This window comes from Streptomyces sp. MK37H (assembly GCF_018035285.1).
Classification (GTDB): domain Bacteria; phylum Actinomycetota; class Actinomycetes; order Streptomycetales; family Streptomycetaceae; genus Streptomyces; species Streptomyces endocoffeicus.
Map to the genome: position 1 here is coordinate 1 of NZ_JAAAYH010000014.1, position 13292 is coordinate 13292.

At 70.2% G+C, this 13292-nt stretch carries 11 protein-coding genes and 1 pseudogene; 5 read left to right on the top strand and 7 right to left on the bottom strand.

All coding sequences use genetic code 11. The features are described 5' to 3' along the window. Together GWI24_RS03745 and GWI24_RS03750 are read right to left on the bottom strand one after the other, a co-directional pair. On the bottom strand, window positions 1-1359 hold a 1359-nt coding region (locus GWI24_RS03745; RefSeq protein WP_210944463.1), incomplete at its 3' end, for a glycoside hydrolase family 6 protein. Then, entirely contained in the window at window positions 1356-2543 is a 1188-nt protein-coding gene (locus GWI24_RS03750) for a glycoside hydrolase family 5 protein (protein ID WP_210944464.1), read from the bottom strand. The genes GWI24_RS03745 and GWI24_RS03750, both read right to left, overlap by 4 nt. A 342-nt stretch (window positions 2544-2885) precedes the next feature. Here GWI24_RS03750 and GWI24_RS03755 point away from each other — a divergent pair, with 342 nt between their 5' ends. After that, complete coding sequence (locus GWI24_RS03755; protein ID WP_210944465.1) at window positions 2886-5777, top strand: glycoside hydrolase family 48 protein; 2892 nt, start codon at window positions 2886-2888, stop codon at window positions 5775-5777. Window positions 5778-5887: 110 nt separating this feature from the next. Here GWI24_RS03755 and GWI24_RS03760 read toward each other — a convergent pair whose 3' ends face one another. The 4 genes and pseudogenes from GWI24_RS03760 to GWI24_RS03775 form a co-directional block, all read right to left on the bottom strand. Then, window positions 5888-6901: a glycosyltransferase family A protein gene (locus GWI24_RS03760; RefSeq protein ID WP_210944466.1), complete on the bottom strand. Its 1014-nt coding sequence runs from the start codon at window positions 6899-6901 to the stop codon at window positions 5888-5890. Continuing rightward, on the bottom strand, window positions 6898-7287 hold the full coding sequence (locus tag GWI24_RS03765; protein WP_210944467.1) for a hypothetical protein: 390 nt from the start codon (window positions 7285-7287) through the stop codon (window positions 6898-6900). Before GWI24_RS03765 ends, GWI24_RS03760 begins: the two co-directional genes overlap by 4 nt. Before the next feature lie 40 nt (window positions 7288-7327). After that, on the bottom strand, window positions 7328-9829 hold the full coding sequence (locus GWI24_RS03770) for a glycosyltransferase (RefSeq protein ID WP_210944468.1): 2502 nt from the start codon (window positions 9827-9829) through the stop codon (window positions 7328-7330). 212 nt (window positions 9830-10041) lie between these two features. Then, window positions 10042-10617 (bottom strand): annotated as a pseudogene (locus GWI24_RS03775) (N,N-dimethylformamidase beta subunit family domain-containing protein); the annotation flags it as partial. 220 nt (window positions 10618-10837) lie between these two features. On the opposite strand from GWI24_RS03775, the gene GWI24_RS03780 reads away from it, so the two are divergent. Next, entirely contained in the window at window positions 10838-11110 is a 273-nt protein-coding gene (locus GWI24_RS03780; protein WP_210944469.1) for a hypothetical protein, read from the top strand. A gap of 54 nt (window positions 11111-11164) precedes the next feature. After that, window positions 11165-11914 (top strand): Clp protease N-terminal domain-containing protein, encoded by a 750-nt coding sequence (locus tag GWI24_RS03785; protein WP_210944470.1) that lies wholly within the window; start codon window positions 11165-11167, stop codon window positions 11912-11914. Here the strand turns inward: GWI24_RS03785 and GWI24_RS46055 are convergent. Continuing rightward, window positions 11892-12332 carry an STAS domain-containing protein gene (locus tag GWI24_RS46055; protein WP_308343430.1) on the bottom strand — a complete coding sequence of 147 codons (441 nt, stop codon included), beginning with the start codon at window positions 12330-12332 and terminating at the stop codon, window positions 11892-11894. The two genes, GWI24_RS03785 and GWI24_RS46055, sit on opposite strands and share 23 nt — an antisense overlap. 108 nt (window positions 12333-12440) lie before the next feature. On the opposite strand from GWI24_RS46055, the gene GWI24_RS03795 reads away from it, so the two are divergent. Together GWI24_RS03795 and GWI24_RS03800 are read left to right on the top strand one after the other, a co-directional pair. Continuing rightward, a complete protein-coding gene (locus GWI24_RS03795) occupies window positions 12441-12842 on the top strand; it encodes a MarR family transcriptional regulator (RefSeq protein ID WP_247615835.1) in 402 nt (133 codons plus the stop codon). 36 nt (window positions 12843-12878) lie between these two features. Beyond that, entirely contained in the window at window positions 12879-13256 is a 378-nt protein-coding gene (locus tag GWI24_RS03800; protein ID WP_210944471.1) for a MerR family transcriptional regulator, read from the top strand. The last annotated feature ends 36 nt before the right edge of the window (window positions 13257-13292 follow it).

Sequence of the window (13292 nt, forward strand, 5' to 3'; positions counted from 1 at the left end):
CGGATAGGCGTTCTTCAGCAGCTCCTGGAACTGGGCCGAGAACCAGTGGCCCGACAGCGGAGCGTTCGGCAGCGCACCCGACATGTTGTAGTTGTTGCGCGGGTTGCCGGTGTACGTCGGGTCGCACATCCGGTCGAAGCCCTTGCCCTCGTCGTTCGGGATCGAGGAGCTCGCCCCGTCCGACTCGCCCGGGGGCTTCATCCACACATACGCGTCGATCCCGGCCGCGGGTGCCGCCTTGGGCCGCTCGCCGAGCCCGGCGCCGGACTGGTTGCACCAGTTGCCGATGTGGATCCGGCGGTCGTAGCGCCCGCCGTTGACGTACGTGTCCACGTCCGTCTTCGCGCCGGGGCCGCTGGGCCGGGCCGAGCCGCCCCAGCCGTTGCGGGAGGTGTCGATCAGCGCGCCGATGTTGCTCGGGAAGCCGACGTTGACCAGCTCCTGGCGGAACGCCTGGGCGTAGGAGAGCTCGTCCACGTACTGGTTCCAGTCCACCCACTTCGACTGGCGCACGGTGGTGCCGTTGACCGAGTCGTTGACGGTGAAGTTGTTCTCCTTCAGCGCGCTGTAGTTGGCCGTGTTGACGATGATGCCGGCCATCTTGTCGACCGTGCTGCCCTCGGCCGTCGCCGCCTGCTTGATCACCTGGGCGGTGGGGTTGAAGTTGCTGTCCCAGCCGATCCAGCCGTGGTGACCGGCGTCCACGTAGTTGTAGACGTTGCCGATCGCGCCCAGCTTGTTCAGGGCGTAGCCGACGCCCTTCACGTAGTTGCCGTTCGCCTTCATCGTGTCGCACTCGGGGGTCGCGGTGGCGCTGCCGCCGGTGTTGGTGACCAGGTTGGGCAGCGAGTCGACCTCGATCGTGGTCACGATCCGCAGACTGGAGTTGGCGTACTTCGACTCGGAGAGGATCGCCGCGATCGGGTCGATGAACTGCGTCTTGTACTTGTCGATCTCGGTCGGGCCCAGCTCGCCGTTGGACGCCAGCGCGGAGCAGTCACGGCCGGGGAGGTCGTAGACCACTAACTGGACGACGGTCGGGCTGCCCCCTGACTGCTGCAGCGCCCGGTCGAGGTGGGCGCGCAGTCCCATCGCGCCGCCCGTGCCGTTGATCGCGGCGATCCGGTCCAGCCAGATGCCGGTCGGCTGGTTGGAGACCTTGCTGCCGCCGGGTTCGGCGGCGGCCTTCGCCGACCAGTCCGGGTTCACATACACCTTGGCGCCCGAGTACGGGTTGTCGACCTTCGCGGCGGCCGCCCTGCCGCTGTCCACCTGGGCGGACGCCACGCCGGTCAGCGCCCCCATGGTGAGCGCGGAGGCAGCGAGCAGGGTGCCCGCCATTCGGATTCTGCGGCTCATCGCATTCCCTTCAGGTGATCGCGGAGTCCCACGCCGTAGTTGGTCGGCGTGCCGTTGTAATCGCTGATCAGGGACGGGCCCGAGGAACAGTCCCAGGTGTTCCAGGTCCACCCCAGGTACGAGGCGCCCTTGGCGTCCAGCCAGGCCATGACCCGGTCGACATAGCCGTGGGAGCAGGTGTTCTCGCCGATCTCGCCCGCCACGAACGGGACCTGGGCGATGACCGGGGCCAGCTGTTCGTCGAAACAGCTCTCGTTGGCACAGGTGTTGAAGTTGTAGGTGTGCCAGGCGGCGGCGAGATTGCCCGCCGGGTCGTTCGGCTTGTACGTCAGCCACTGGCGCAGATCGTTGGAGTAGGCGACCCCGGGGATCAGCACCAGGTTCCTGGCGCCGGCGGCCCGTACGGCGTTCAGCAGGGTCTGCATCCCGGCGACCTGGAAGTCGATCCCGGGGCAGCTCCCGCCGTCGCGCCAGCACTTCCACGCCGCCGTGAGGTCGGAGGTGGCGCGGTCCGGGAACGGCTCGTTGAACAGGTCGAAGACTACGGCCTGGTCGCCCTTGAAGGTCTGGGCGACCGAGGTCCAGAAGGCCGGGGTGTACCGCGCGTCCGGCATCGGCTTCTGGCAGGTGGCGTACTCGGTGCCGGCGCAGTGGCTGTCCCCGCCGGTGTATCTGCCGTGGGACCAGTGGAGTTCGACGATGGGCGTGATGCCACGGGCCTCCAGCCGGGCGACGAGTGCCTTGACGGCCGCGATGTAGTTGGCCCCTCCGTAGGCCGCGTTGATGTGGGAAAGGCCCAGCCAGCACTCCTCGTTGAGCGGGATCCGGACCGCGTTGACCTTCCAGTCGGCGATGGCCTTGACGGCCGCGTCGTCCACGGGGCCGTCGAAGATCCCGCGCCCCTGGACGCACATGAACTCACCGCCGGAGCGGTTGACGCCGAGCAGCCGCCGGGTGGCTCCGTTCTCGTCGACGAGCTTGTTGCCGGAGGCGCGGAGCTTGGGCGGTGCGGCGTTCGGGCGGAACGGCTTCGGCGACTTGGCCGATGCGTCGGCCGCTGGGGCGGACACGGCCGGGCCGCTCGCCGCCGAGGCGGTGGCGGTGGCCGTGGGCACCAAGGCGGTACCCACCACGGAGAGGACCGCGGCGGCCACCAAGGCGTAAAGGCGCGGGGGTGCTCGCATGGAGCGACTCCTCGAGGTCCAAGCGCCGTTCGACGCGGCGCAGACTGCTGGAACCGCTCCCACTGGTTGAAGTGAAGGTAGCGCTCGACGGGCGCATGTCAACAGCTCCGTTCACGAATCATCGGTCGAAAGCGTTCGACGACCGGGTGTTGTTCAAAGACTTGACACTCCTTCGGGCTGACACGAACCTTGGGAGCGCTCCCACTGGTTCGCACACATGGTTCGCACACTCCCCACCACCCGCACGAACCGCGAGGAGGTCCCCCGATGCGCCTACAGCGTGGCTCGCCCTTATCCGGTCCACGACGATCAGGTCCACGACGGTCAGGGGCACGACGACGAATGAGACGGCTGGTGACCGCATTCGCCGCCGCCCTCTCGCTCCCCGTGGCCATGACCGCGGCGGGCGGCGCCGCCCCCGCGCACGCCGCGGCGGTCCAGTGCGGGGTCGACTACAAGACCAATGACTGGGGCTCCGGCTTCACCGCCGATCTCACCATCACCAACCCCGGTACCGACGCCATCGACGGCTGGACCCTCACCTACGACTACGCGGGCGACCAGAAGCTCGGCAACGGCTGGAACGGCGGCTGGTCGCAGTCCGGCAAGACCGTCACCGTCACCAACGCCGGGCACAACGCCAAGATCGCGGCCGGGGGCAATGTCACCACCGGCGCCCAGTTCACCTACAGCGGCACCAACGCCGCCCCCACCTCCTTCGCCGTCAACGGCGTGGCCTGCCGGGGCGCCCATCAGCCGCCCATCGCGGTGCTGAGCAGCCCGTCACCCGGCGCCGTCTTCAGCTCCGGTGGCACCGTCCCGATGACGGCCACGGCCGCGGCGGCCGACGGGGCGACGATCAGCAAGGTGGAGTTCTACAGCGACACCAAGCTCCTCGGCACCGACACCACCTCCCCGTACGCCTTCGACTACCAGGACGTCCCGGCCGGCGACTACTCGCTCTACGCCAAGGCGTACGACAGCCAGGGCGCCGCCGCCGAGTCCACCCCCGTCGGCATCCATGTGGCGGCCGGGCCCGCGCTGGTGGCCAGCCCTGGGCAGCTCGGCGTGCAGCAGGGCAAGACCGGGACGTTCGGCGTCAAGCTGTCCACCAAGCCGTCCGCGAACGTCACCGTCTCCGTCGCCCGCACCTCGGGCAACACCGGTCTGACGGTCTCCTCGGGCGCCACCCTCACCTTCACCCCCGCCAACTGGGACACCGCCCAGCAGGTGACCGTCGCCGCCGCGAACTCCGGCACCGGCGCCGCGACCTTCACCGCGACCGCCGCCGGGCACACCAAGGCCGAGGTCACCGTCACCCAGCTGGCCGCCGCGAAGGTCTACGACGCCCGCTTCCTGGACCTCTACAACAAGATCACCGCGCCCTCGGCGGGCTACTTCTCGCCCGAGGGCGTTCCGTACCACTCGGTGGAGACCCTGATCGTCGAGGCCCCCGACCACGGCCATGAGACGACCTCCGAGGCGTACAGCTACCTGATCTGGCTCCAGGCGATGTACGGCAAGGTCACCGGCGACTGGTCCAAGTTCAACAGCGCGTGGGACCTCATGGAGAAGTACATGATCCCCACCCACGCCGACCAGCCCACCAATAGCTTCTACAACGCCTCCAAGCCGGCCACCTACGCGCCCGAGTGGGACCAGCCCTCCCAGTACCCCTCGCAGCTCAACGGCAATGTCCCGGTCGGCAACGACCCCATCGCCGCCGAGCTGAAGAGCGCGTACGGCACCGATGACATCTACGGCATGCACTGGATCCAGGACGTCGACAACGTCTACGGCTACGGCAACGCGCCCGGCAAGTGCGAGGCGGGCCCGAGCGACACCGGCCCCAGCTATGTCAACACCTTCCAGCGCGGCCCGCAGGAGTCGGTCTGGGAGACCGTGACCCAGCCCACCTGCGACGGCTTCAAGTACGGCGGGAAGAACGGCTATCTGGACCTGTTCACCGGCGACGCCTCGTACGCCAAGCAGTGGAAGTTCACCAACGCCCCCGACGCCGACGCCCGGGTCGTCCAGGCCGCCTACTGGGCCTCGGAGTGGGCCAAGGCGCAGGGCAAGGGCGGCCAGATCTCCGGCAACATCGCCAAGGCCGCCAAGATGGGCGACTATCTGCGCTACGCGATGTACGACAAGTACTTCAAGAAGATCGGCAACTGTGCCGGTGAGACCACCTGCCCGGCCGGGAGCGGCAAGGACAGCTCCCACTACCTGCTGTCCTGGTACTACGCCTGGGGCGGCGCCACCGACACCTCCGCGGGCTGGTCCTGGCGCATCGGCTCCAGCTACGCCCACGGCGGCTACCAGAACCCCATGGCGGCGTGGGCCCTCAGCTCGTACGCCGACCTCAAGCCCAAGTCCGCGACGGGCGCGAGCGACTGGTCCACCAGCCTCAAGCGCCAGCTGGAGTTCTACCGCTGGCTGCAGTCCAGTGAGGGCGCCATCGCGGGCGGCGCCACCAACAGCTGGCAGGGCCGCTACGCCACGCCGCCGGCGGGCAAGTCCACCTTCTACGGCATGTACTACGACGAGGCGCCGGTCTACCACGACCCGCCGTCCAACCAGTGGTTCGGCTTCCAGGCGTGGTCCATGGAGCGCGTCGCGGAGTACTACAACCGCACCGGTGATGCCTCCGCGAAGACGGTCCTGGACAAGTGGGTGAAGTGGGCGCTGTCCAAGACCACCGTCAACGCCAATGGCACGTACCAGATCCCGTCCACCCTCCAGTGGTCCGGCCAGCCCGACACCTGGAACGCCTCCAGCCCCGGCGCCAACGCGAACCTGCACGTCACCGTCGCCGACTACACCAACGACGTCGGCGTGGCGGCCGCGTACGCCAAGACCCTGTCCTACTACGCCGCCAAGTCCGGCGACACCAAGGCCAGGGACACCGCGAAGGCGCTGCTGGACGGCATGTGGGACAACTACCAGGACGCCCTCGGCATCGCGGTCCCCGAGACCCGCGCCGACTACAACCGCTTCGACGACCCGGTCTACGTCCCCAGCGGCTGGACCGGGACCATGCCGAACGGTGACAAGATCGACTCCAGCTCCACCTTCATGTCGATCCGCTCCTTCTACAGATCCGACCCGGCCTGGTCGAAGGTCGAGGCGTATCTGAAGGGCGGCGCGGTGCCCAGCTTCACGTACCACCGGTTCTGGGCCCAGGCGGACATCGCGCTGGCGATGGGGTCGTACGCGGATCTCTTCGAATAGCGGCACACGCACGAACAGCGGCACACGCACGAACAGCGGCACACACATCCCGGGACGCGCCACCCGGGACGCGGGGCGGGGCTCCACCAGGAGCCCCGCTCTCGCTGCTCTCAGACGGGCACCGGGTCGTTCCGTTCGGCCAGTGCCCGCTCCAGCCGCTGGATGTGACGGTGCTGGAGCCTCGCCGAGCGCTGCAGCGTCATGACCACCCGCAGAAACTGGTCCATATCGGCCGCGCGGGTGAGGATGTCGTCGGGCACCCGATCATCGGCCAGGCACTCCCGCTCGTCCTGGGCGAGCACGGCCTGTGCCCAGGCCAGGGTGACCGGCTTGAACATCGTGGGGTGGCCCGCCACGATCCTGGCGCGGACCGCCAGGTCGTTCTCGGCCGCCTCCACATGGAGTCCGTCGTCCTTGTTGCGCGCCCCGAACAGCGCCTCGTGGAGGTGATGGGCCGTGAAGCCGCGTTCGGCGCAGGCGATCCAGAAGTCCCAGTCCTCCCCCGTACGCATGTCCTCGGCGTAGCCGCCCACCGTCTGCCACACCTCGCGGCGGTAGAGCGAGCAGTAGAACATGATCAGCCGCCGCAGCAGCAGGTCCTTGTCGTACGCCGGGAGCTCCAGCGCCTGCGCGGGCAGGCCGTCGTCGGTGAAGACGGAGACATCGGTGGAGACGATCGCGATCTCCGGCCTCCGGTCCAGCACCGCCACCGTTTGCTCCAGCATGGTGGGGGCGATCACGTCGTCGGCGTCCAGCGGCAGGACGTAGCGGCCGGTGGTGGCCGCGATGCCCGCGTTACGGGCGGCCGAGACACCCGCGTTGGCCTGGCGCAGCAGCCGGATGCGCCGATCGGGGTGGCCGGCGATCAGCGACCGGGCGACCGCCGCGGTGTCGTCGGTGCTGCCGTCGTCGACCACGACGAGCTCCCAGTCCGGGTAGGTCTGGGCCAGCACGCTGTGCACCGCCTGCGGCAGGTAGTGGCCGTAGTCGTGACAGGGGATGACCACCGAGACCAGGGCAGGCGAGCCGCACCCCTCGGACGGCGACGCCGACGACGCCGCGGCCCCCGGGAGGCATCCAGCCTCCAGGGGGCCGCGTTCCGGGCCGGAGGGAGCCGAGGTCATCGGAGCCCGTCGCCGTAGCGGCTTTGCCCGGACCCGCCGGGCTGGGCCGCCTTGGACCTTGGTTGGCCGGAGACGGCGATGTTGGCGCAGTGCGAGCGCGGCCCGGAGCCGCCGGGCGGAGCGACGATGGTCACGTTGGCCGAGGTGCCGATGGTGGTGTCGCAGTGGTTCCGCTGCACCACGCCGTGCGGGTCGCCGAAGATCCGCGCGAAGTTGAGGCAGTCCGACCCCGCCCCCGGACCCGAGACGCCCACCCCGCTCTTGGAATCGCAGTCGTTGACCTGCTGGGTGGGGTTGTCCCCAGAGAGCGCGTCGGCGTCGGCCCCGCCGAAGACCACTGCCCCGGCCGCCGCCGTCACCAGCGCGGCCGTCTTGCCGATGTTCATGTGATTCTCCTCCTCTCCGCAGAGACCTGCGGACGCCTGGCTAACGACGCTCGACACCACGGGCTTCGCACTCGGCGGCGGCTTCACCTGCCTGGCTCACCGGGCCACCACCCGGGTGGGCCGGGTGCACCACTTCCACCCCGGGCAGCGCCCAGCACGCGACGCCCATGTCCTGGGCCAGTGCGGCCAGCCCCTCGGTCTCGATGAGCCGCCGGTAGGGGACGGCCGGGAACACCAGCCCGTCGCGGTGCAGATCGGCGTGGACCAGCAGGGCCGTACCGCCGACCGCGTCGACGCGGACCCGCTCGTGCCCGCGCAGCTCGTCGAGATAGCTGCGGCCGAATCCCTTGGGCGGCTGCAGAATCCCGTCCCGGAGCCATCGGTCCCAGTCCAAAGCGCCGGCGTCCGGGTGCAGGACGAAGGTGTTGAGGTCGAAGCTGGGCCCGCCGGGCTCGGTGACGCAGTGCGCGGCGACGATCTCCTCACGCGCGCCGAGCAGCCGCTGGACGAGGTCGGCCGGATGGTCCGTCACATCGACGTCGAGCCACAGGACCCACCGCTCGTCCGCGAGCGCGCGCGACAGGAGGTGGTTACGGGCCATGGCCAGCGCCGACCGCCGCTGCCGCTGGACGCTCCGCTCCCAGCGCGGCCCGGTGAGCCGCAGGCCGAAGTGGCGTCGTACGAGGGTGACCCGCCGGAAGTCCGCCTCCAGCGCGGGCAGGGCGTCCTGGAGGGCCTGCCAGGTGCCGTCACGGCTGTCGCCCTCCAGCAGGCCGACGGAGAGCGCGTCGCGCGGGTGGTCGAGGGCGTGCAGGTTGTCCAGGTAGCGGGGGAGGAAGGCGGCGGCGTCCTTCACGGGGGTGAGGACGAGCAGCGGCGGGTGCTCGTCCGCGTCCGCGCGTACGTGCACGGGGGCGGGCCGTCTGGCGTGCGGGACGCGCGCCGACGGGTCGGGGGTGTTCTCCGCGGTGGCTTCCGTGGTGTCTTCCGTGGTGTCTTCCCTCTCCGGGACATCCGCCTCCGGGACATCCGCCTCCGGGACATCCGCCGGGTCGAGGGGCAGCCGCGCCGCCATCGCGTGCACCTGGTCCACGTAGGCGCTGCCCGTGGACCACACCTGGGTCGCGGCGTCGAAGAGGCTCGTGAAGTGCGGCTCGTCGAAGGTGTTGGCCCCGTGGAACACGTAGGTGTAGAGCTCGGGCGCGTCCAGGGACACCGTCCGTCCGCCGCGCACCACGGCCTCCGCGACCGGGGAGTCCTCGCCACGCCGCAGCTGGGGATAGCGGGGAAGTGCCTCCTTCGCGCAGAGCATGGAGCCCTCCCACACCCGTACCCCGGAGATCGCCAACGTGCGGCGCGCGGGCCACCACAGCCGCTCCCGGGCCAGGAAACACGCCGTGGCGTCCAGCGCGAGGACCGCCGCCAACTGCACTTCGATCCGCTCCGGGTCGTACAGGTCGTCGTCGTCCCACTGGCACACGTAGGACCCGGTGGCCAGGTCCGCGGCGAGGTTGCGCAGCTCGCCCAGCGTCCGCCCCTCCGGTGGCAGCCGGTGCAGCCGGATCCGCTCGTCGGCGAGGTCTCGCACGTGGTCCCCGATGGCGCCGTCCGCGCCGTCGTCGACCACGACCAGCTCCGCGCGGGTGTAGGTCTGGGCGAGGAAGCACCGGATGGCCCGCTCGGCCAGCGGCAGCCGGTCCTTGGTCACCATCAGACAGGACACCGTGGGCGCGGGCGAACCCGCGGCCCAGCGCCTGCGCTGGGCGTCGAGGTCGACCAGGCCGTGGGCGCAGGGCTGCAGATCCTGGCTCGTCCAGAAGCTGACCTGGCGCCTGGTGGAGGTCTCCGGTGCCCCGGAGTCCTCCCGGTCCCAGCTGCCCGACCAGTGGTGCACGGCATGCGCCCGGTCCAGGTCCACCTGTCGCGGCCCGAACAGCTCCGCCGCGGCCGGGCTCAGCTCGGGGTACAGGGTGCCGGCCCCCAGCAGCGTGGGGGAGCAGCCCTCGGGGGCGCTGTCGACCGCGCGCGTGAGGAAGAACGGGCCCGTCGCGCCCAGCGGGTCGGGCAGGGTGTGGGCGCCCACCAACTGCCGGTGCACATGAGACCAGAACGGATGGCCGGGCCGCGACGCCATGAACGCGTTGCAGACGATGCGCCGCATACCGTTCCGGCGGCTCCACGGCAGCCGGGCGTGCTCCTCCGGTTCGAGACCGAGGACGAGCTCCTTCCCGGCGAGGAGTCCGGTCACCGGGCGCAGACACTCGAAGTCCATGTCGACGTACAGCCCGCCGAAGTGGTCGAGCAGGAAGTAGCGGATCGCGTCGGCCCGTTTGATCGGCTCGGGATAGCCGTCGTAGACGGGCAGGAACCACGCGTAGTGCTCCTCGAGGAACGCGCGGTTGTCCTCGTCCGTCCACAGCCGGTACTCCCAGTCGGGGTGGTGTCGACGCCAGGACTCCGACCAGGTCCGCCATTCGCGCGGTACGTCCGTGTTCTTCCAAGTCTGGTGGATCAGGGGTGCGATTCCCCGCGTCTCGGGCATCTGCGCAGTATGTTCGCGGGGCGTGTCCACCGGCGGGCGGCGCGAGGGGGGAACATCACCCGCCCGGCCCAGCGCACGCGTCGGACCGGGCGGGAAAGGTGCTGCTGGCGGCGGTCGGCCGAGTCAGGACAACGGCACCGAGAACAGCACCCGTTCGGTACCGACCCGGTCCTGTCCTGCATACCAGTCCGCCCCGCCAGGGAGAACGCGCGTCACGCCCGCACGCGTGACACCCCGGCGTACACGGCGGCCACGTTGTCCGTCGGCTTCGGCCGGTGCTCCGCGCAGGGGCCCGCCGCGAAGGCGCGCAGCGGATTCTCGGTGGTGCGGCGGACGAAGGCGGCGGTCCGCGCGTCCATGCCGTGGTCGCCTCCGTTCTCGCGGGTCCCCGCCATCAGGGCCTCCACCCAGCGCATCGTCCCCGAGGCGAAGACCCCCGCCCCGCTCGCCACGGTGTAGTACGCGGAGTCCGCGTGGCTGTGCCGCCCCCGGCAGACCAGGGGGGAGTGGGCGATGATCCGCGGCGGCGCCGGGGTGGGATCGCCCGGGATGACCCGGTCGTACTCCACACCCACCAGTGGGTCGCGATGGTTCACCAGGTACGGGTCATCCCGGTAGGCGGTCTTGTAGCAGACCACGGTGCGCGCGGGGGCACCGCCGGGGCCGGGCTCCAGCCGGATCCGGCGGAAGCAGGTGTTGGCGCCGAGGAAGGCCAGATTGGTGCCGTCGTCCCGGGCCCGGGTCACGTACTGCCGCTGCTGCGGGGTCCAGTACTCGTCGTGACCGAGTCGCGGCCACCCCGGCGGCCCCGGCACCGGCTGCCGCGGCGGCCCCGAGGAAGCCCCGGCGGCCCAGCCCGCCGGCTATGCGGCCCTGTTCTCCGTCCACCGGATCATCGTGGGCCGCGCCGCGGACGCGGGCGAGCCGGTGCGGTCCGACGGAGTGTCCGGCCGCGCGGTCCGCGCTTCCGACGTGCGGCGGGAGGGCGCGGGGCGCAGCCTGGGACATATGACCGAATCCCAGGCGCCGCGCATCCACCGGCCGCCGATCGTGGTGCACGGCGTCCAGCAGAACGATCCCCCGTACCGTCTGGTCGAGATCGCCGGTGAGCTGGCGGGCAAGGCGCACTCGGTCCTGGACGTCATCGAGATCGCCCGGGAGGTCGGCCTGGACGGCGTCGATCTGGACGATCCGGATGTGGTCCGGTGGGTGGGCGGCGACAAGTTCACCTGGACGTCGTTCTGGCCCCCGCACCAGCCGCGCCACGAACACCGGGGCTAGATTCACTGTCAACCCGGCGTTGACGTCCAAGGGGTGTCAACCTATGGTTGACACATGACGAAACCAGTCGGACTCACCCATTCCGTGCGCCTCGACGATCTGATCGAGGCCATCAAGAAGGTCCACCCCGACGCCCTCGACCAGCTCACCGACGCGGTGATCGCCGCCGAGCACCTCGGCGAGGTGGCCGACCATCTCATCGGCCACTTCGTGGACCAGGCCCGCCGCTCCGGCGCCTCCTGGACCGACATCGGCAAGAGCATGGGGGTGACGCGGCAGGCGGCCCAGAAGCGCTTCGTCCCCAAGGCGTCCGGCGAGCCGTCGGACCTCGACCCCAGCCAGGGCTTCGGCCGCTTCACCCCGCGGGCGCGGAACGCGGTGGTGGCGGCGACGAACGAGGCCCGCGCGGCCTCCAACGACGAGGTCCGCCCCGAGCACCTGGCCCTGGGGCTGCTCCATGAGCCGGAGGGCCTCGCCGCGAAGGCGATCCTCGCCCAGGGCGTCCTGCTCGACACCGTCCGCCAGGCGGCCGCCGAGGCCCTGCCTCCGGCCGCCGAGGAGGTGCCCGAGCTCATCCCGTACGACGCGGGCGCCCGTAAGGTCCTTGAGCTCACCTTCCGCGAGGCCCTGCGGCTGGGCCACAACTACGTGGGCACCGAGCACATCCTCCTCGCCCTCCTGGAACATGAGGGCGGCGCGGGCCTGTTGACCGGCCTCGGCATCGACAAGGCCGCCTCCGCGGAGTCCATCGCCCAGGCGCTGACCCGCGTCGCCGAGGCCGTCAGTAACGAGGGGAAGGGATAGCCGAGGGCCGGAACAGCCATGAGGTGCCGGTCAGGCCGAGGACCCGCCTGACCATCTGGCTCGGGGAGCGGACGATGACCGTCTTGCCGTGTGCGAGCGCCTCCCGGCGGAACCTCAGCAGCGCGTTGAGCGCCGCGCAGTCCCAGAACCTCACCGCGCTCAGGTCCACGTCAACGCCCTCGGCGGAATCGCGGAGGGCGTTGCCCAGGACGGCGGACATGACGGGGGCGGTCTCGTAGTCCACCTCTCCGTTGACCACGACGACCTTCCGGGGTCCCTCCGGGTAGCTGTCGGTGAGGAGGATGGATGAGGGGCTCGGTGGCGTCGAGCCGACCGGTATTCCCGGTGCCGTGCCGATCGCGGGCCTGTACGGCGAGCGATGTCCAGGCTCGGGCACGGAGATGTCTCGTGCGTGCACCTGTCTGTCTCCCCTCAAGGTCGCCTCGCTGACGTCACACGGCTTGCTATACAAGAAGTAAGATTCATGTTTCCAGATGCGCTATTGCTTCGGCAATATCATGAGGCCATGGGAGGAGTGCCTGAATCGCACACTGGATGGACGTTCTTGACCAACCACGCCCGCGTGCTGGCCGCGATCGCCGATGATCCGAACGTACGGATTCGCGACATCGCCGCGCACTGCAGGCTGACCGAGCGTGCCGTCCAAAAGATCATTGGCGATCTGGAGCAGGACGGATATCTGTCCCACACCCGTGAGGGGCGTACGAACACGTACCGCATCGAGCCGGGGAAGGTCCTGCGCCACCCGGCCGAGGCCGGGCTCCCCGTGGCCTCGCTCCTCTCGCTGCTCCTCGAGGACGAGGCGCGGCGCAAACACCCCGACGGCCCCCTCGACGACGGGGGGCCGGCGGCGGATGAGGGCCCTGCCCAACCGACCTCCGACTCGCACACGCCTCGACTACTCTGAGGCCGATCCCTGACGTCAGAGCCAGGAGGAGTCACGGTGCGCATCGGCGAACTCGCCGCCAAGACCGGCGTCAGCGTGCGAGCGCTGCGCTACTACGAGGAGCAGCGCCTGCTCACCTCGGAACGAAGCCCCAGCGGCCAGCGCCACTACGCGGACACCGCGGTCGACCGCGTCCTGTGGATCCAGTGCCTCTACGCCGCGGGCCTGTCGAGCAAGACCCTCCGTGAATTCCTCCCCTGCACGTACACCGGCGTCGCCACCCCCGCCACCATCGACCGCCTGACCGCCGAACGCGACCGCATCAACGCCCAGATGGCCGACCTGGCCACCACCCGCGACCGCCTCGATGCCGTCATCGCGGCGGCCAGTGGCACTGCCGCAGGCGAAGTGAGCTGCATCGCGCAGAGCGCTTGACCCAGGAGTGGCGAAAGCAGGGACTGGCCGAGCGGC